We start from the raw sequence: 18,864 nt of genomic DNA, 5'->3' as shown, positions 1-18,864 counted from the left end.
TCAGCCCGCCAAGCGCGGGCTTTTTTTCGCCTGGAGAAAGCCGCATGCCCATCACCCAGCAGCAGCTGCTGCAGATCCTCCCGAACGCCGGCCCAGTTGCCGGCGTTTTTGTGCCCGTGCTCAACACCGCCATGGGCAAGTACTCGATCATCACCCCGGCGCGCATCGCCGCGTTCCTGGCGCAGGTGGGGCATGAGTCGGGCCAGCTCACCGCTTTGGTGGAGAACCTGAACTACAGCGCCCAGGCCTTGCTGTCGTGCTGGCCGGCCCGATTCACCGCGGCACTGGCCAACCAGGTCGCCCGGCAGCCGGAGAAGATCGCCAACATCGTCTACGCGGACCGCATGGGAAATGGCTCGACGGCCTCGGGGGACGGCTGGGCCTACCGCGGCCGGGGCCTTATCCAGGTGACGGGCCGGGCGAACTACGCCAAATGCGGGGAGGCCCTGGGCCTGGACCTGATCGGCAACCCCGACCTTCTCGCGCAGCCGGCCAATGCCGCGCTGTCCGCCGGGTGGTTCTGGTCCATCAACGGCCTGAACACCCTGGCCGATGCCGGCAACTTCACCCAGATCACCCAGCGCGTGAACGGCGGCCAGAACGGCGCCGCCGACCGCCTGACCATCTACCAACGCGCGCTGAAGGTGCTGGTATGACGAAAATCTACGCCAACATCGGCCTGGGCCTGCTGGTATTCCTGTTGTTCGCCGTCTCGGTCTATGGCATCTACCACCACGGCCTGACCGTTTCCGACGCGAAGTGGCAGGCCAAATGGGACAAGCGAGACGCCGACGACGCCACCGCCCGGGCCGCTGCCGAGCAGGCCGCCCGGAAAACCGAAGAGGCCAACCAGGCCGCCATCACGAAGGTGCAAACCGATGCCACGCAAAAACTGGAACAAGCCCGCACTGATGCTGCTTCTGCCAATGCTTCTGCTGACGGGCTGCGCAAGCGAGTCCAGCAGCTACTCACCGCCAGTCGCGCCCGCGCAAATACCCCCGCTGCCAGCGGAAGCGCGCCAGGAGCCGACGCTGGCGATCTGCTTGCCAACGTGCTCGAGCAATCTGTCGAGCGCAATCGAGACCTGGCAAAAGTCGCTGATTCTGCCGTAGCGCGGGGGAACGCCTGCGCGGCGGCCTACGATAGTTTGCGCGCCAACCAACATTGACCGGGCAAACCGGCTTTCGGATACTGTTCGCATATACAGTATTTGATGCGGTCATGAGCTTTCTATTCCGCGGACCGGCAAGGGTCGAGTTGTTCAGCGACACCGAGTGCGTCGAGCTGTCTATCCCTGTCTCCATCGCCGAGGTCATGCCCGAGACGTTCAGCATGATGATCCCCCTGGACTGCAACGGCTGGCAGGAAGCGTCAGCCGTCAGGGTCGCCGCGGATGGTGGCTGGGCCAGGTGCGGAATGATCACCTGGAAGAAGGCGGGCACGGTGATATTTCGGGCCGACCTGCCCGGGATGGATGCAGCTATATAAAGGAAGGGGGATTTTGTTCGGCAGGACGCCGGGGGAGGGAAAAAGCGTGCGTGACTTTTGCGTGACTTTCTCACGCCGCTATGGGATCTCCTGGGCTGTCGGGTGCAGCGAGCGCCGAGGATAAAGGCCCAAACGTTGGTCGTTCCAGCACCATCCGTGCATGGGGTGCTAGGGGTCGAGTGTTCGAATCACTCCGTCCCGACCATATTCTTCAACAGAGCCACCTTCGGGTGGCTTTGTTGTTTCTGCTGTTTGGGTTTTCAAGCGGCCTGCGCGAAACCTGTAGCAGCGGCCACGGGCCGCGTCCTGGCCAGCGCGGTGCCTGAGACGCGGCCTGCGGCCGCTGCTACGGGTGCGGTGTGCGCAGGATTTCGCGTAGCCGCTGCCGCCAGGCTGCGCTGGCCCCTGCGTGCACTGAAGATCTCCAGCGTGGAAAAAGGGCTGGCGCAGCCCTGTAGCAGCGGCCATGGGCCGCGTCCTGGCCCGCGCAGTGCTTGGGACGCGGCCTGCGGCCGCTGCTACGGGTGCGGTGTGCGCAGGATTTCGCGTAGCCGCTGCCGCCAGGCTGCGCTGGCCCCTGCGTGCACTGAAGATCTCCAGCGTGGAAAAAGGGCCGGCGCAGCCCTGTAGCAGCGGCCATGGGCCGCGTCCTGGCCCGCGCAGTGCTTGGGACGCGGCCTGCGGCCGCTGCTACGGGTGCGGCTGCGGATTATCGCTGACCGCCGCATCAGGCGTCGCAAGAAGTCAGTCCAGAACGGCTCGGCTTCCGAGGGCCCGCCCATCATGCCCAGTATTTCACGGCCGCCGTTGGTATTCACGGTTACGGCGATCCGTCAGGGGCAGTTCAATACGTCACCCGCATCATTGAAGTAGCAATATTGGCCGGTTTCCTTGTTCAGTCCGTATTTTTGGCCAACTGGGAAAGCGGCTCTATCACGAAGGAAATCGTTCAGCTTTTGACACGATGGCGTTCCATTATTTTCCTTGAATAATGATTTTTGTTCCTTGTCGCATTTTTTCCTGAGTTCTTTGCTCGCAGTGATCGTCCTGGTTTCGAAGTCAGCATAAATTTTTGCCAGTTTGTCACAGCTCGGCGTTCCCTCATTGTCCTTGAACATAGAGGTCTTTTCTTTTTCGCACTTCTTAGTCAGGTCGTCGAGCGGGCCAGGGTCCGCTCGAACCATAGCCGGTGTCAGTAGAAGTGCGAGTAGGAGTATTTTTTTCATGGTGTCATTCCGTTGAATGGTATCCCTCATCGCGCGAGCCATGCAGGGCTTCTCAGCAGTTTACTGCGCGGCGCTTGGAGGTCATGGGGCAGCACAGACGCCTTTGACTATCCAGTTGGCAGTCCTCGACTCGAGGATGTACCGAGTGCCTCGCTTATTGATATCGGCGCTCCCGAGCAGATTGCAGTCGCGCACCACGTTTGCTGCGTCTGTGTTGATTCCATAGGCGATATCTCCAGCCTTGGAGAAAGGATCTCCTTCGGCATCTTCCTTGGCCACATGCTGGATCGTGATGGACTGAATCTGTATTCCGAGGGATGCGGCCCTTGTCGCAAAAGTGCCGCCAATTGCAGGAATGGCTTCGGTTATTTTTTAATTTGCTTTTCGTCAACGATCGTTTCATACGTACCTGCGTACGATGCCATAGTCACCGCTGCGCAACCGGCTGCCAAAATTCCCTTCATTGCTTCACCGTCATTCGAAGATTTTGATCTTAGATTCTCACGCGCACGAGAATAACGGGGTCGCGGGCGATTATCTGTGTTAGGGGTCACAACGTGCTTGCGGTTCACCGAGGTAGGTCTTTGCCTATTCAACTTCTCGCTCTGAATAATCGCCCGCCCGCATTTCTTGCAAAGTGACCAAGCCAAACCTACGCGGGTTGCCACACATCCAGCATGAGCAGAGCTTCCCATGGTTGGCAAACATGCCCGCATCCCGCGGGCTTGCCTCAACATCCCATAGGCGGGCGCGCGCCTGCCGATAATATTTTGCCTTGATTCGACGCGTATCGTGTCGTCGTTGCGCTCTAGACATATTTGCCTCCAATAGCCAAAGACGACAAAGCCCCGGCAAATGGCTTTGGCGAGGCTGGCTTGAATGGAGGCGTGGTGCAGTCGTTGGATACTGACCGAGGCTGGCTCGATGCGTCAAGCGACGCAAACCTGTAGCAGCGGCCGGAAGGCCGCGTTGCAGACACCGCGGTGAGCCGCCGACGCGGCCTTGCGGCCACTGCTACAAGGGTTAGGCGATGAACTTTGCTGCGGTGAAGGCGATGACGGCCAAGGCCACGGCCGTGCTGATGGCCCATTTGGTTTGTGCCGTGAAACCTTCGGCGATGGCTGTTCTCAAGTCGGCCAAGTCTGTCTTGCTGGCCATGGTCGCCTCTATGCCTTCGAGCTTGGTTTCCACGCGTACCAACTTCTCCCTGATCTCCAGGGTCGACTTTTCCAGTGCCACGATTCTTCCGTCCATTTCATAACCCGTCCTGAAGTCCTGTATTCGGCTGTCAGCGTATGGGGGGAAAGGTAGGCATTCAACAGGGTTGGGGAAAAACAGAACCGTCCTACCCGGTTTCCTACAGACAAAAAACGTGTCTGCGATGGCTGTCTGGCGATCACCCACAAAAAAGCCCCGAAACACAAGTGCCCGGGGCTCAGTGACGCAAAACGGACTAGGAAAAGCGTCGGATCCAAATTACTACGTCACGATCCGAGATGGTAGTGATCTTTTGTCCATGCTGGATGTGCGTACACGCAGGCACGGCGCGGATCACTTGGGCAACGCCTTGAGAATCGGCGCCAGATACTGTTGGATGATCCACCACCCACCGCCAAACACCGCCAGCGTTGCCACCATGGCGTAGATCGACAGTTGCCCCCTGGTCACCATGTTCTGCTCGATATGCTCCAGGCGAGTTTCGATTTTCTCCAGCAACACCTTTACCTCAGGGTCGCCGTCTCGCCCGTATTGCATTCACGCCGCCTCCACCTGATCCACCATCACCAACGGCCGCGCCGTCACATCCTCCGGCATCGTATACATCGCCCCCGTCAGCGGATCGACAATTAGCATGCCGACCAGCCCACCCAACAACCGGTTTCCCAGCCGGCTTCATCAAGGCTGGAGGGCCGCTGGGAGAGGGCAGGTTAGGCGCGGTGGAAGCCGGCTACAAGGTGTCGGGAGAGAATCAGAAGCGTCCGACGGACGCTTCCTACAAGGCTCAGGAATGTTCCGACACGGCGGACACGCTGCCGTGATGGGGTGCCGCGGCGTGGTGGGTGGAGGCGTCGCCCAGCAGCGGGATTTCGTTGTGCTCGGCGTCGTACAGCTTGCCGCCGCTGAAGTAGTCGCCGTCGCGCAGGGCGGCGACGTCGCGGTACTGCAGGCTGCGCTCGGTGCCGGCGACGAACACCGATTGCTGGTCGGAGTTGCCTGCGGTGAAGTGGTTGTACGTCAGGTTGAGGACGATGGCCATGATCGCCGACGAGCTGATGCCGGAGTGGAAGATGGTGGCGAACCAGGTGGGGAAGTGGTCGTAGAAGTTGGGCGCGGCGATGGGGATCATGCCGAAGCCGATGGAGGTGGCGACGATGATCAGGTTCATGTTGTTGCGGTAGTTGACCTTCGACAGGGTGCGGATGCCGCTGGCGGCCACGGTGCCGAACAGCACGATGCCGGCGCCGCCGAGCACCGAGGTGGGCACGGCGGCGATGATCCGGCCCATGATGGGCAGTAGGCCGAGGATCACCAGGAATACACCGCCGGTGGCCACCACGTAGCGGCTTTTAACCCCGGTGACGGCCACCAGGCCGACGTTCTGGGCGAAGGCGCTTTGGGTGAACGAGCCGAAGATCGGTGCCAGCAGGCTGGACAGCATGTCGGCGCGCAGGCCGTTGCCCAGGCGCTTGGCGTCGACCTTGGTGTTGATGATTTCGCCCACGGCGAGGATGTCGGCGGAGGTTTCCACCAGGGTTACCATGATGACGATGCACATGGAGATGATCGCCGCCAGGTGAAAGGTCGGCAGGCCGAAGTGGAAAGGGCTGGGCAGGCCGAAGATCGGGCCCTGACTGACCCCGGAAAAGTCCGCCATGCCGAGGAGGCTGGCGATCACCGTGCCGATGACCATGGCCAGCAGGATCGACAGGCGTGAGATGGTGGCGCTGCCAACCTTGCTCAGGCACAGCACCAGCACCAGGGTCATGGCGGCGAGGCCGATGTTGGCCATGCTGCCGAAGTTTTCCGCGCGGCTGTTGCCGCCCATGGCCCAGCGCGCCGCCACCGGCATCAGGGTCAGGCCGATGGTGGTGATGACGATGCCGGTGACCAGCGGCGGGAAGAAGCGGGTGATGCGCGAGAACACCGGGGTGATCAGCAGGCCGATCAAGGAGGCCGCCATCACCGCGCCGAGAATCGAGGCCACGCCACCGCCTTCCTGGCTGCCAACGATGGCCACCATGGTGGCCACGCCGGAGAACGACACGCCCTGCACCAGCGGCAGCTGGCAGCCGAAGAAGGGGATGCCCAGGGTTTGCAGCAGCGTGGCCAGGCCACCGGCGAACAGCGAGGCGGCCACCAGCAGGCCGATCTCCGCCGGCGACAGGCCGGCGGCCTGGCCGATGATCAATGGCACGGCAACGATACCGCCATACATGGTCAACACGTGTTGCAGGCCATACGCCGCGTTGGCGAACGGGCCGAGGTTCTCATCTTCAGGACGCACAGCGGCAGGCGGGGACTCGATCATGATGGTGGTTCCCTGGTTTTTGTTGTTTTTATACTGTATTCAATGTTTCGTCATTGTGTCCATAAAGTTGTATACAATATTTGGGTCGGTCGATGGCTGGCACGATTCATTCCTTGCAGGCATCGATGCGTGAAAATTCGCAAATGGATTCGAACTATCACCGGCGGCAATACTCAGGACAAACAATAAGCCGGAGAAATGCCCATGCCCTTCAGCAAGCCCCTGCTATTTACCCTCGCCCTGACCTGCCCGTGGTTGGCGACTGCCGCCGACGCGCTGCCACCCACGCTGCCCACCCAGCAGGACAGCCGCCTGATCGAGGTGGCGACCTCGCCGCATATCTGGAACGGCGCGGCGGTGACCGCCGATGGCCGCACCTTTGTGTCGCTGACCCAGTCCGAAGGCCCTGGCATGTCGTTGGCCGAGATCGGCAAGGACGGCCAACTACAGCCTTTCCCCGATGCCCAGTGGAACCGCTGGAACGCGGCCGAGCCGGGCAAGCATTTCCTCCACGTCAACGCCCTGCGCGTGGGGCCCGATGGCAAGCTGTGGGCCGTGGACGCCGGCAACACCGGCATCAACACCGGCGCCCATGCGGTGCCGGGCGCCGGCAAGCTGGTGCGCATCGACCTTGCCACCAACCAGGTTGACAAGGTGTACAGCTTCGACAGCGCCATCCAGAAGGACAACAGCTATTTCGATGACGTGCGCTTCCGCTCGCGCTTGGCCTACCTGACCGACCCCGGTGCCGAGCGCCTGGTGGTGCTGGACCTGGACAGCGGCAAGGCGCGTACGCTACTGGAGGGCCACGCCTGGTCCGTCGACCATCTGCCGATGTATGCCGATGGCCAGAAGCTGTTCATTCCCAACGGCCAGGAGAAGCGGGTAGGGCTGGACCAGCTCGAGGTCTCTCCGGACGGCCAGTACCTGTACTACCAGGCCATTCCGGGGCCGCTGGCGCGCATCGCCACCCAATACCTGGATGATCCGAAAATCCCCGCCAAGACTGTCGAGGCCCATGCCGAGCACTGGCTGGACACGTGGAGCACCGGGGGCACGGCCATCGACGCGGCGGGAAACATCTACGCTTCGGACGTGAACACCCGCAGCATCAAGCGCATCGCCCCGGACAAGACCGTGACCACGGTGGTAGCCGACCCGCGCCTGGTGTGGGTGGATGCGTTATGGATTCAGGACGGCTACCTGTACCTGCCGGCCGCGCAGATCAACCGTACCCCGGCCACCACCGGCGGCAAGCCGTCGACGGTGGAATACCCGGTGCACCTGTACAAGATACGCATCGACGCCCAGCCGTCACCGCTTGATCACGCCTGACCTGTGGGAGCTGGCTTGCGAGCGAGTTTTTGCGCTCGAAAAGCTCGCCGGCAAGCCGGCTCCCACACGGTAGCGCCTGTGCTCAAGGCTCCAGCCCGATCCCGCGCAATATCACCGTGGTAATGGTCTGCACCGCCTCGGCAAACTGTGCATCCGACAGCGGCTGGTGGCCGTTGAGCGCCGCCACCTGGTGGTCGAAGTCGGCGTAGTGCTGGGTGGACGCCCAGATCATGTACAGCAGCGCCGAGGGACTCACCGGGCGGATGCGCTTTTCCTCGACCCACTGGCGAATCTTGGCTTCCTTGAGCTTGGCGTCGATGGCCAGGTGCTCGTCGAGCTTGTCCCGGAAGATCGGCGCGCCGTGCATCATCTCGTTGGTCCACAACTTCGAACCGTACGGGCGCAGGCGCGAGTGGGTCATCTTTTCCAGGATGTAGCTGGTGAGCACCACGCGCGGGTCGTCGAAGTGCTCGAAGCAGGCGCCTTCCTGCTGCCAGCTGCCCAGCAGGTTGATCAGCACCTCGCGGTACAGGTCTTCCTTGGTGGAAAAGTAATAGTTGAGGTTGGTGCGCGGCAGGTCGGCTTCCTGGGCGATGTCGGCCATGGCGGTGCCGGCATAGCCTTTTTGCGCGAAGACCTTTTCAGCAGCGAGGAGGATTTTCTCGACGTTTTTTTGGCGAATCTTGATTTTCGGGTTGGTCATCGCTTGCCTGATTGAAAACGCGGTGGTTTTTTATTCTAGCGGGTAATACACCGCGCCGCGTAGCCGCTGCCGCAGGCTGCGCTGGCCATTGCGTACGCTGAAAATGCTCAGTGCACACGAGGGCCAGCGCAGCCTGGCGGCAGCGGCTACGGGAAGGTGAACTCAGCGGATACGCTGAATGCGCGGCGGGGCCTCGGCACCGGCGGGGGTGCCGGCGCGGTCCTGGGCTTGCAGGTAGGCGATCAGCGCGTCCAGGTCGTTGAGGCCGGTGTCCAGGCGTTTTTCGGCGTGGGCCAGCACGCTGAAGTTGTCGCCGCCCTCGGCCATGAACGAGTTCACGGTGACGCGGTAGGCCTGGCTGGCCTGCACCGGCTGGCCGTCCACAGTCAGGCTGCCGGGCACCACGCGCTGGCCAGCGGGGCGGGTGGCATCCCAGCGGTAGCGCAAGGTCGCGGAGGGCTGCAGCGGCCGGAAGGCCTTGTCGCCGTCCTGCCATTGTTGTTCCAGCAGGGCCTGCAGCTGGGTGCCGGTGAGCGTGAGCACGTTCAGGGTGTTGTTGAACGGCTGCGCGCTGGCCACCTGGCCGAAGTTCAGCGCGCTCTGCCCAGGCTCCAGGATCAGGTCGCTGCGCATGCCGCCGGGGTTGGTGAACGCCACCTGCGCGCCAAGGCCGCGGGTGGCGGCCAGTTGGCCGTCGGCGATCACGTCGCCCAGGCTGGATTCACCAGCCGGGCTCAGGTTGCGCGTCAGCTCGTTGCCGGCGATACGCGCCACCGGTTTGCCCAGCAGCGCCTGGCTGCGTTGCTCGACGCGGGCTTCCAGCGCGGCGATTTCCGGCGTGGCGGTGTAGCGCTTGGGGTCGACGACGATGTTGCGCGCGCTGGCATTGAGCAGCTGGTGCTTGTCGGGGTCGATGGTCAGGGTCAGGTAGGTCAGCAGGCGGCCGTAGGAGGCGCCCTGGGTCACCAGCTTGTCGCCCACCCGGCACAGGTAGCCCTGGTGGGTGTGGGCGGTCAGCACCACCTTGATCTCCGGGGCCAGGCGCTTGGCCACCTCGACGATGTCGCCCTGCAGGTGGCTGCAGTCGGCCTGGTCGAAGTGTTCGGACGTCTCGCCGCCCTGATGGATCACCGCCACCACCGCGTCCACGCCCTGCTGGTGCAGGGCCGGCAGCTGCGCGTTGATGGCGTCGGCCTCATCCACGGTGCCCAGGCCTTGCATGCCCTTGGCGGTGACCACCGAGGCCACGTCGCGCAGCACCGCGCCGACGAAGGCGACCTTGACGCCGTTCACCTGCTCGATCTGGTACGGCGCGAACAGCGGCTTGCCGCTGGCCTGGTCGATCAGGTTGGCGGCGATGTAGGGGAAGCGCGCGCCACGGTAGGCCTTGTCGAACTGGCAGGCCTTGTCCGGGCGCGGCGAGTCACAGCCGCCGTGCACCTGGCGCAGCAGCTCGGCGCTGCCCTGGTCGAGTTCGTGGTTGCCCACCACGCTGAGGTCCAGGCCCAGCAGGTTGAGGGCGTCCAGGGTCGGCTCGTCGGCCCACATCGACGAAATCGGCGGGCTGCCGCCGATCATGTCGCCACCGCCAATCAGCAGCAGGTGCGGGTCTTGCTGGCGCAACTGGGCAACCACGCCGCTGAGGGCGTTGATGCCGCCGGCCTTCATCGTCACCTTGCCGCCCGGCGCGCTGGGCATGGGGTAGCTCAGGGGCGTGGGCAGCAGGTTGCCGTGGAAATCATTGACCGCGGCGATGTTGACCGTGACCGGCTTGGTCGGGCTGGCGGCCTGGGTGCAGGCACCCAGCAGCAGTGCGGCGGCCAGCAGGCTGGCGCGGCGCGGGGCGAACGGTAGGGCGGGCATGGGCACTCCTTGTCCAGGTCAGGCGGTACGGTGCTGGGCGGCAGTGGCGGTAGCGTCGGTGCTGGGCGCATAGCGGGTGCCCAGGCCTGCACGCAACAGTAGCATTTTCAGGTGGTCGGCGATCTGCTCCTGGCGGTCCTGCAGGTGGCTGTTGAACACCAGGCCCACCAGCGCGATGGAGATGCCCAGGGCAGTGGCGTACAGCGCGGTGCCGATGCCGCGCGACACTTCGCCCGGGTCCGACACGCCGGCCTCGGCCAGCGCCTTGAAGGTGTCGATGATGCCCATGATGGTCCCCAGCAGGCCCAGCAGCGGCGCGCCGGCCACTACCGCTTCCAGAATCCACAGGCTGCGAGAGAGCTTGCCGCGCAGTTCGATGTAGATGGCCTGGCCCAGGTCTTCCAGCTCCTGGTGCGAATGCAGGTGGCGGCGGCCTTCATACAGTTGCTCCAGCAACTGCAAGGGCAGGCTGTCGCGGCCGGTCAGCTCGGCCGGCAGGTCGGCGACGGCGCGCACGCGCGGGTTCAGCGCCGGCACCAGTTTGCGCGCGCGGCCCAGGGAGTAGCTGAAGAAAATGCAGCGTTCCACCACCACGAAGGCGGCCAGGGCGGCGGCGCCGTACATCACGTAGAACGTCAGGTCGTGCAGCAGGTTCATGTTCATCGATACGCATCCTTATCTAAATGGCCGGCGCCCGGGCGCCGGCCGCGGGGGTCAGAAGCCGACTTCCAGGGACACCATGGCGGTGCGCTCTTCGCCGACGTTGTAGTACGGCGTGCTGGCGCTCAGGCCGTTGTGGGCCTGGGCGTTGAAGGCCACGGTGCTGGCCGAGGCCAGGTAGTGCTTGTCGAACACGTTCAGCACCGAGAAGCGCAGGGTGGCCGACTTGACCACCTTCTTGTCCACGGGCAGGTACACGCCGGCGTTGAGGTCGAACACGGTGCGGCCGCTGATCTTCTGGTCGTCGGTCAGGTCGCCGTAGTAGCTGCCTACGTACTTGCCGGCGACGTTGCCGTAGTAGTGCTTGTCGTCGTAGCCGATGCTGGCGTTGAACATGTTCTTCGGCACGTTCGCCAGCTGCTTGCCGGTGGTGGGCAGGTCGACGCCCTTGTACGTCACGTCGTCCTTCTGGGTTGAGTCGGTGTAGGTGTACGAGGTGTAGTAGTTGAAGTTGTGCGGCAGCAGGCCGCTCCACTCCAGCTCCAGGCCCTGGTTGACCACGGTGCCGACGTTGAGCATCTCGTATTCGCCGTCGGCGTTGGTGGTGGACACCTCGCGGTCCTTGTAGGCGATGTGGAACAAGGTGGCGCTCAGGGCGGTGTCCTTGGTGGTGTAGCGCCAGCCCAGCTCCTGGTTCCAGCTCAGCTCGGGGGCCAGGTACATGGAGTCGGCGGTGTCGTAGAGCACGTAGTTGGGCGGCGTGCGCATGTTGCGGGTGATGTTGTAGAACGCCTGGTTGCGGTCGTTGATCTGGTAGCGAAGGCTGAAGTTGGGCAGGAACTCGTGGTAGGTGCGGTCACGTTTTTCCGGCACGTCGGTGAGGCTGGCCATCAGGTTGCCCTTGCGCTCCACGTACTGGTAGGCCAGGCCGCCGGTCACGGTCCAGTCCGGGGCCAGCGACCAGGTGTCCTGGGCCCACAGCTTCTGCGCCGGGGTTTCGGTGTAGTAGTGGCGGCCCTGCACGGTGACGCCGTTGTTGTCGGTTACCTGGTTGGCGCCGTTGTAGTCGGCCCACACGCTGGACGGGGTGCCGTCGGCATTGATGCTGATGAACGGCTGGGTCTGGCGCTGGCGAGCCAGTTCGTACCAGTAGCCGAAGTCGACGCTGTGTTCGTCGTTGATGTCCCACTTGAGCTTGCTGGTCACGCCCGAGCGCCAGGTCTCGGTCCACGACGGCCGGTAGTAGGTGTTGGAGGCCAGGCCCGCGAGGTTGTAGTTGCCGGCGGTGGACGAGGTGCTCGACAGGGTCGAGGCGCTGCCCGAGAAACTGCCGCCCGCGCCCCAGGAGTAATACGGCGCCACCGACAGCGAGAGGTTGTCGCGCAGCTGGAAGCGTTGGGTCAGCGAGGCGTTGAAGTTCTCGAAGTTGTTGCGGTTGAGTTTGTAGTAGCTCGACAGCTTGCCGTTCTTGTACACCGGCGAGGTCGGGTAGTCGGCCCGTGGGTCGGCCTCGAACTGGGCCTTGCTCAGGGTGTTGTAGTTGTAGCCTTCCTGGCGGTTGTACTTGACGATCAGGTTGGTGGAGTTGCCGCTGCCGTCGTCGAACAGGGTGTTCCATTCCACCTTGTCGGCGCGCACGCCGCCACCGCCGCGCCACTTGTCACCCTCGGTGTGCGAGGCCGACACCCAGGTGCGGAAGCCGTTGAGGTCGCCGGTGTTGAGCCGCGCAAAACTCTTGCGCAGGTTGTTGGTGCCCACCGATTGCTTGACGAACACGCCGAAGTCTTTCTCCGGACGCAGGGTCACCAGGCCAATGTTGCCGCCGCTGGAGCCGATGTGCGGGCCGTCGGCCTCGGACGAACCCTGGGTGGCGAATACTTCGCCGATGTTTTCCGGGTCGCCCAGCAGGTTGGGGTAGATGGCGTAGCTGCCCGAGTCGTTGATGGGAATGCCGTCGGCGGAGATACCAATCTGGTCGGCGTTCATCCCGCGCATGGTCAGGCTGGTCCCCACCAGGCCCGTGGCGTCAGTGCTGGAAACGTTGATGCCGGGGGTGTACTTGAGCTTGTCCAGGGCGTTGGCGGTGCTGGACATCTGGTCCATGGCTTCCTTGGTCACGGTGGAACGCGCCTTGGCGCTGTCCTCCTGCACCATGTGGCCGCCACCCAGGCTTTGCCCGGTCACGGTCACGTCACCAATGTTCATCGAGTCGTCCGCCAGGGCGGCGAGCGTCCAGCCGCCAGCCCCCACGGCCAGTAGCGTCATGAATAACTGATTGAGTTTCAAGGTGTTCCCCTAAGGAGGTCAGTGTTGCAGTCGAGGTTTTTTTAGTTGTCCAGGTTGTAAACAAGCGTTGCGCTGAAGCGGTATTTGTCCTTGCCCGAGAACGCCGTGTCCGGGAACGGCACCACCTGTTCCAGGCGGCGCAGGCTGGTTTGCGCGGCGCGGTTGAGCAGCATGTTGGTGGCGCGTTTCTCGATGCCCGAGTCCAGCACCTTGCCGCTGCGGTCCACCTCCAGCCACACCACCACATTGCCCTGGGGGCGCTGCAGCGACGCTTCGCGGCCGGTGGGGTATTGCTTGTACTTTTCCAGCTCCGCCAGCAGCCGGGCGATGTAGCGGTTCTCCGCGTCCGCAGGGTTGGGCGGCGGCGGTGGCGAGGCGGGCCGGGCGGCGACCACCGGGGCCACCGGCGCAGGCGCTGCGGCCGGCGCGGGCGGGGTAGGCGTTGCCGGCGCCGGTTTCGCCGGGGCCACCTTGGCCACCTGCGGCCGTGGCTTGGGTGGCTGCGGTTTCACCACCGGCGGCTTGGGCTTGGGCGGTGGCGCCTGTTCGATGGCCTCGGGGGCTTCTTCCACCGGCGGCGGTGGCGGCTCGGCCTGGGCCACGGGCTCGGGTGGCGGTGGCGGCGCTTCGGGCTCCACCAGCGCCAACTCCACGGTGCTGTCGTCGTATTTGGGGGTGATCTTCAGCTCGCTGTGCAACGCGCTGTGGATCGCCGCCGCCAGCAGGCACAGGGCTGGCAGGCAGGCCAGGGCCTTGCGCGACTTGAATAGCATCCACATGGCTCAGTGCTTCCGGGTAGCGATGGACACGGAGGCGAAGCCGTTGCTTTTCAGCAGGTCCATCACCGCCACCAGCCGGGCCACTTCCACGCCCTGGTCGCTGTTGAGGATGATCACCAGCTTGTCGCTGGACTGCTGCAGCGGCTTGAGCTGGCTGACCAGGGCCTCTTCGCCGATGTCCTTGCCGTCCAGTTGCAGGCGCTGGTCCAGGCCCAGGGTGATGATCGCCTTGTTCTGCGGCTTGAGTTGCTGGGCGTGGCTGGCGCCGGGCAGCTGGGTCTTGATGCCCAGCGCCGGGATCACGTTGAGGCTGATCAGCACGAAGAACACCAGCAGGAACATCATCACGTCGATCATCGGCACGATTTCGATGTGCAGGCGTTTTTTCTTTGGTTCTTCCCAGGTACGCATGGCTCTACACCCTTTTCACAGTGGTCCTTTGAAACCTGGGCAGTCGCTCAGGTTCTGTGGTGGCGCGGCGTCTGGGCAGGGGTTGTTTGGAACCTGACGCCAGCGGCAGGATGCAAGATAGGGAGGGGATGTTTAAGTTTCATTGCAGCGTGAACGATTTTTTCACGAAATATTTTGAAAACACGATGGATGCAGACTGTTGTGTATTGGCTGCTTGATCGGCATTTATTGTGGTTTTATGGGACGATGGTGCGCTTTTTGGCGGGGTTGCTGGGAAGTTGGTCGCAGGTGTCAGGATGGGTGAACCGTTTCTGCTTCGTTGGGTGCCTGATGTACTGCGGGGGCGGGACGCGGCCTGGGGCCGCTGCTACGGGGGCGGTGTTGCTGGGCTTCTGCCGGGCATTTCGATGCCGTGCTGGTGCACCCTGCGGTACAGGGTGGCGCGAGAGATGCCTAGGGCCTGGGCAGCGGGCGCCGGTTTCCAGCGGTGGCGCACCAGGGCGTCGAGCAGGGCCTGGCGTTCCGGGCAGCCGGCGGGCTCGTCCGGCGCGGCAGCCCTGGCGTCGCCTTGCAGGCCGTCGGGCAAATGCGCCAGCTGGATCACCGCGCCGTCGCACACCGCGCAGGCGTAGCGCAGCACATGCCGCAGCTGGCGCACGTTGCCCGGCCAGCGGTAGCCCAGCAGCAGTTCCAGCGCTGCGTCGCTGAGCTGCAGCGGGGCGTCGCCGCCTGCGGCCTCTTCCTTGAGCAGGCGGTTGATCAGCGTCAGCCGGTCGCTGCGCTCGCGCAGCGGCGGCAGCTGGAAGCGCGCGCCACCGAGGCGGAAATACAGGTCCTCGCGGAACGCGCCGGCTGCCACCATGGCCTCCAGGTCGCGGTGGCTGGCGCACACCACCTGGATGTCCACGGCCTGGCGCCGCGCCGCGCCCAGGGGCGCCACTTCGCCTTCGGCCAGCACCCGCAACAGGCGCGTTTGCAGGGCCAGGGGCATGTCGCCGATCTCGTCGAGGAACAGCGTGCCGCCGTCGGCCTGTTGCAGCAGGCCCTGCATGCCCTTGCTGGAGGCGCCGGTGAAGGCGCCGGCGCTGTAGCCGAACAGCTCGCTCTCGATCAGGCTTTCAGGAATGGCCGCGCAGTTCAGCGCCACGAACGGCCGCGCCCGGCGCTGGCTGGCCTGGTGCAGCTGGCGGGCGAACACCTCCTTGCCCGAGCCGGTCTCGCCCTGGATCAGCACCGGCAGGTTGCGGTCCTTCACCCGCACCGCCAGGCGCAGGCTTTCCTCGATGCGGGGGTCCAGTTCGGCAGGCGCCAGGGCAGGGCGGCGGGCAGGTGTGGCGGGGCGGCGCGGGCCGCTGAGGCGGCCGTGCAGGTCATGCAGCTGGCACAGCGCCTGGTCGCGGGCGCCGTGCAGCAGGTCCTGGTCGAACACCTGGCTGATGTGCCCCGGTACCTGGCCGTGGCGTTGCAGCAGGTAGTGACGGGCCGCCGGGTTCAGCGCCTGCAGGCAACCGTCGTCGTCCCAGGCGAACAGGTAGTCGGGCTGGCTGTCGACGTAGCCGGGGCTGCGGTGGGCGCGCAGCACCCAGTAGCCCTGGGCGCTGTTCATGAAAAATGCCTGTTCGATCTCGCGGGCGCTCTGCACCACCATCTGCCGGATCAGGTGCTGGGAACGGCGCTCGTCGGGGGAGCGCACGGCCGACACGTCCAGCACCCCCAGCAGTTGGCCTTGTGGGTCGAACACCGGGGCGGCGGAGCAGGTCAGGCCGATGAAGGCGGCGCGAAAATGGTCGCGCTTGTGCACCGTCACCGGCGCGCCGCTGGTGAGCACGGCGGCCACCCCGCAGGTGCCTTCCTCGCCCTCCGACCAGCAGGTGCCCAGGTACAGCCCGGCCTTGCGGCAGTCGTTGCGGATGGCGCTTTCCACCCGGTAGTCGATGGTCTGGCCCTGGGCGTCGGTCAGCAGCACGCAATAGTCGGCGTCGCGCACCCGGCCATGCAGGCGCGCCACTTCTTCGCTGGCGATGCGCAGGAACAGTTCGGCGCGCTCGCGGCATTCGCGCAGCACGTTGTGCGACAGGATGCGCGGCCCCTGCAGGGAGCCGGGGTCCAGATGGTGCTGGTCCATCGAACGCCGCCACGAGTCCAGGATCAGGTCGGGCACGGGCAGCTGCGGCAGGTGCGCGGCGTGCTTGAGCACGCGGCTGACGCACTCCACGTGCGCCTTCGAATGTGCGGAAAGCATCAGGGCCTCCGGGTAGAGCTTCTTGTAGTTGTTTGGGCATTAAGCCCCTATCCGCAGGCGTCGACAAGGGGCAGGCCGTCGCCACGGGCGGTGAGACGCCACGTCTCAGCGTCTCCCCGGGGCACCGTGCAGGTTGCGACCGCGCGTCTCAAACGGGCCCTTGAATAGTAGCTTGCCAAGCAGGCGCAGAGGCCCTGGAACGGGCATTTCAGCCATGCAGCCGACACCTGGCACCGGCCTTGCTCTGGCCTTGGCAAACCACAATAACAACGAGGTCACCCATGAGCCGTCGGCCCCTGACCGTAGGCATCATCGCCAACCCTGCCTCGGGCCGCGACGTGCGCCGCCTGACGGCCAACGCCGGGCTGTTCTCCAGCACCGACAAGGTCTCGGTGATCCAGCGCCTGCTGGCCGCCTTCGGGGCCACCGGCATCGAGCGGGTGCTGATGCCCACCGACATGACCGGCATCGCCGCCGCCGTGCAGAAAAATAGCCACGGCCGCCAGGCCCGTGAAGGCCACTGGCCGACCCTGGAATTCCTCGACCGGCCCCTGCGCCAGAGCGTCGACGACACCCGCCAGGCCGCGCGCTGGATGGCCGAGCGCGAAGTCGCGTTGGTCGCCGTGCTGGGCGGCGACGGCACCCACAAGGCGGTGGCCGCCGAGGTCGGCGACATCCCGCTGCTGGCGCTGTCCACTGGCACCAACAACGCCTTCCCCGAACTGCGCGAAGCCACCAGCGCCGGCCTGGCGGGTGGCCTGTTCGCCAGCGGTCGGGTGCCAGCCGCCGTGGCGCTGCGGCGCAACAAGCGCCTGCTGGTGCGCGAGCCGGCGCGCGGCCTGTGCGAGACCGCACTGGTGGACGTGGCCGTGTCGGGCCTGCCGTTCATCGGCGCCCGCGCCATCAGCCGCGCCGAAGACCTTGCCGAGGTCTTCGTCACCTTCGCCGAGCCCCAGGCCATTGGCCTTTCGGCGCTGTGCGGGCTGTGGCTGCCAGTCAGCCGCCAGGCCGCCCACGGCGCCTGGATGCGCCTGGGCCCGCAGGCGGCCGAGACGCTGCTGGCGCCCCTGGCCCCCGGCCTGCTGCAGGGCTGCGGGGTGCTGGACGCCGGCTACCTGCAACCTGGGGTGCCGCAGCCGCTGTGCCTGGCCAGCGGCACCCTGGCCCTGGACGGCGAGCGCGAAATCGAATTCAACGCCCACGACCGGCCCACGGTCACCCTCGATGCCGGCGGCCCGCTGAGCATCGACGTCCCCGCGGTCCTGGCCTGCGCGGCGCAGCAGCGCCTGCTGGCCATCGACCGCAGCCACCCGCTGCACCCGCTGAACCTCACGCACCCAGACACCCTTGGAGAATAAAAAATGTCGACACCGCTGAGCGCTGACCAATTGCTGCACGCCTACCGGGTGATGCGCACCATCCGCGTGTTCGAAGAGCGCCTGCACGTGGAGTTCGCCACCGGCGAAATCCCCGGCTTCGTGCACCTGTACGCCGGCGAAGAAGCCTCTGCTGCTGGCGTCATGGCCCACCTGGGCGACACCGACTTCATCGCCTCCACCCACCGCGGCCACGGCCACTGCATCGCCAAGGGCGTGGAGGTGTACGGCATGATGGCCGAGATCTACGGCAAGAAGACCGGGGTGTGCCAGGGCAAGGGCGGCTCCATGCACATCGCCGACATGGAGAAAGGCATGCTCGGCGCCAACGGCATCGTCGGTGCCGGCGCACCCCTGGCCGTGGGCGCGGCCCTGGCGGCCAAGCTCAAGGGCACCGACGGCGTCGGCGTGGCCTTCTTCGGCGACGGCGGCTCCAACGAAGGCGCGGTGTTCGAGGCCATGAACATGGCCTCGGTGTGGAACCTGCCGTGCATTTTCGTCGCCGAGAACAACGGCTACGCCGAGGCCACCGCGTCGAACTGGTCGGTGGCCTGCGACCACATCGCCGACCGCGCTGCCGGCTTCGGCATGCCCGGCGTCACCGTCGACGGCTTCGATTTCTTCGCCGTGCACGAAGCCGCCGGCGCCGCCATCGAGCGTGCCCGCGCCGGCGAAGGGCCGTCGCTGATCGAGGTCAAGCTGACCCGCTACTACGGTCATTTCGAGGGCGACGCCCAGACCTATCGCGCGCCCGACGAGGTGAAAAACTTCCGTGAACGCAGCGACTGCCTGATGCAGTTCCGCGAGCGCACCACCCGCGCCGGCCAGTTGCAGGCCAGCCAGTTGGAGCAGATCGACCGCGAGGTCGACCAACTGATCGACAACGCCGTGCGCAAGGCCAAGGCCGATCCCAAGCCAACCGCCGCCGACCTGTTGACCGACGTCTACGTCGCCTACCCCTAAGAA

The 18,864-nt window shown here is 65.0% G+C and carries 17 protein-coding genes and 1 pseudogene; 6 read left to right on the top strand and 12 right to left on the bottom strand.

Going from position 1 to position 18,864, the window contains the following annotated elements; genetic code table 11:
* Positions 1-44: 44 nt before the first annotated feature.
* From RAM80_RS07405 to RAM80_RS07395, 3 genes are read left to right on the top strand one after another with little or no spacing between them, the layout of a single operon-like run.
* Positions 45-656: a glycoside hydrolase family 19 protein gene (locus RAM80_RS07405; RefSeq protein ID WP_416425572.1), complete on the top strand. Its 612-nt coding sequence runs from the start codon at positions 45-47 to the stop codon at positions 654-656.
* Positions 653-1,168, top strand: a complete 516-nt coding sequence (locus tag RAM80_RS07400; protein WP_416425571.1) for a DUF2514 family protein — start codon at positions 653-655, stop codon at positions 1,166-1,168. The genes RAM80_RS07405 and RAM80_RS07400 overlap by 4 nt, the downstream gene beginning before the upstream one ends.
* Positions 1,169-1,221: 53 nt before the next feature.
* Positions 1,222-1,488, top strand: coding sequence for a hypothetical protein (locus tag RAM80_RS07395; RefSeq protein WP_416425570.1), 267 nt, complete (start codon positions 1,222-1,224; stop codon positions 1,486-1,488).
* A 719-nt stretch (positions 1,489-2,207) separates the two neighbouring features.
* Here the strand turns inward: RAM80_RS07395 and RAM80_RS07390 are convergent.
* From RAM80_RS07390 to RAM80_RS07370, 5 genes and pseudogenes are all read right to left on the bottom strand, one after another.
* Positions 2,208-2,318: pseudogene (locus RAM80_RS07390) on the bottom strand (transposase); the annotation flags it as partial.
* A gap of 3 nt (positions 2,319-2,321) precedes the next feature.
* The gene (locus tag RAM80_RS07385; RefSeq protein WP_416425569.1) at positions 2,322-2,714 is read right to left on the bottom strand and encodes a hypothetical protein; all 393 of its coding nucleotides are present in this window, start codon (positions 2,712-2,714) and stop codon (positions 2,322-2,324) included.
* Between the two features lie 1,023 nt (positions 2,715-3,737).
* On the bottom strand, positions 3,738-3,953 hold the full coding sequence (locus RAM80_RS07380) for a hypothetical protein (RefSeq protein ID WP_416425568.1): 216 nt from the start codon (positions 3,951-3,953) through the stop codon (positions 3,738-3,740).
* A gap of 312 nt (positions 3,954-4,265) precedes the next feature.
* Positions 4,266-4,469, bottom strand: a complete 204-nt coding sequence (locus RAM80_RS07375; protein ID WP_416425567.1) for a hypothetical protein — start codon at positions 4,467-4,469, stop codon at positions 4,266-4,268.
* 247 nt (positions 4,470-4,716) lie between these two features.
* Entirely contained in the window at positions 4,717-6,243 is a 1,527-nt protein-coding gene (locus RAM80_RS07370) for a nucleobase:cation symporter-2 family protein (RefSeq protein WP_416425566.1), read from the bottom strand.
* 204 nt (positions 6,244-6,447) lie between these two features.
* Here RAM80_RS07370 and RAM80_RS07365 point away from each other — a divergent pair, with 204 nt between their 5' ends.
* Positions 6,448-7,578, top strand: coding sequence for an SMP-30/gluconolactonase/LRE family protein (locus tag RAM80_RS07365; protein ID WP_416425565.1), 1,131 nt, complete (start codon positions 6,448-6,450; stop codon positions 7,576-7,578).
* An 82-nt stretch (positions 7,579-7,660) separates the two neighbouring features.
* Here RAM80_RS07365 and RAM80_RS07360 read toward each other — a convergent pair whose 3' ends face one another.
* The 7 genes from RAM80_RS07360 to RAM80_RS07330 form a co-directional block, all read right to left on the bottom strand.
* Positions 7,661-8,281 (bottom strand): TetR/AcrR family transcriptional regulator, encoded by a 621-nt coding sequence (locus RAM80_RS07360; RefSeq protein ID WP_416425564.1) that lies wholly within the window; start codon positions 8,279-8,281, stop codon positions 7,661-7,663.
* 162 nt (positions 8,282-8,443) lie between these two features.
* Positions 8,444-10,144 carry a bifunctional metallophosphatase/5'-nucleotidase gene (locus tag RAM80_RS07355; RefSeq protein ID WP_416425563.1) on the bottom strand — a complete coding sequence of 567 codons (1,701 nt, stop codon included), beginning with the start codon at positions 10,142-10,144 and terminating at the stop codon, positions 8,444-8,446.
* 18 nt (positions 10,145-10,162) lie between these two features.
* Positions 10,163-10,807, bottom strand: coding sequence for a MotA/TolQ/ExbB proton channel family protein (locus RAM80_RS07350; protein ID WP_416425562.1), 645 nt, complete (start codon positions 10,805-10,807; stop codon positions 10,163-10,165).
* A gap of 51 nt (positions 10,808-10,858) precedes the next feature.
* The gene (locus RAM80_RS07345) at positions 10,859-13,090 is read right to left on the bottom strand and encodes a TonB-dependent receptor family protein (RefSeq protein ID WP_416425561.1); all 2,232 of its coding nucleotides are present in this window, start codon (positions 13,088-13,090) and stop codon (positions 10,859-10,861) included.
* A 41-nt stretch (positions 13,091-13,131) separates the two neighbouring features.
* A complete protein-coding gene (locus RAM80_RS07340) occupies positions 13,132-13,869 on the bottom strand; it encodes an energy transducer TonB family protein (RefSeq protein ID WP_416425560.1) in 738 nt (245 codons plus the stop codon).
* A 3-nt stretch (positions 13,870-13,872) separates the two neighbouring features.
* Positions 13,873-14,280 (bottom strand): ExbD/TolR family protein, encoded by a 408-nt coding sequence (locus tag RAM80_RS07335; protein WP_416425559.1) that lies wholly within the window; start codon positions 14,278-14,280, stop codon positions 13,873-13,875.
* 367 nt (positions 14,281-14,647) lie between these two features.
* Positions 14,648-16,522, bottom strand: a complete 1,875-nt coding sequence (locus tag RAM80_RS07330; protein ID WP_416425558.1) for a sigma-54-dependent Fis family transcriptional regulator — start codon at positions 16,520-16,522, stop codon at positions 14,648-14,650.
* Positions 16,523-16,803: 281 nt separating this feature from the next.
* On the opposite strand from RAM80_RS07330, the gene RAM80_RS07325 reads away from it, so the two are divergent.
* Both RAM80_RS07325 and RAM80_RS07320 read left to right on the top strand, forming a co-directional pair.
* Positions 16,804-17,880 (top strand): ATP-NAD kinase family protein, encoded by a 1,077-nt coding sequence (locus tag RAM80_RS07325; RefSeq protein WP_416425557.1) that lies wholly within the window; start codon positions 16,804-16,806, stop codon positions 17,878-17,880.
* Between the two features lie 3 nt (positions 17,881-17,883).
* Positions 17,884-18,861, top strand: a complete 978-nt coding sequence (locus RAM80_RS07320) for a thiamine pyrophosphate-dependent dehydrogenase E1 component subunit alpha (protein WP_416425556.1) — start codon at positions 17,884-17,886, stop codon at positions 18,859-18,861.
* The last annotated feature ends 3 nt before the right edge of the window (positions 18,862-18,864 follow it).

The sequence above is a fragment of the Pseudomonas sp. App30 genome (genome assembly GCF_047947025.1).
Classification (GTDB): domain Bacteria; phylum Pseudomonadota; class Gammaproteobacteria; order Pseudomonadales; family Pseudomonadaceae; genus Aquipseudomonas.
Note: the sequence above shows the minus strand (reverse complement) of the source record. Positions and strands in the feature narration are given on the sequence as shown.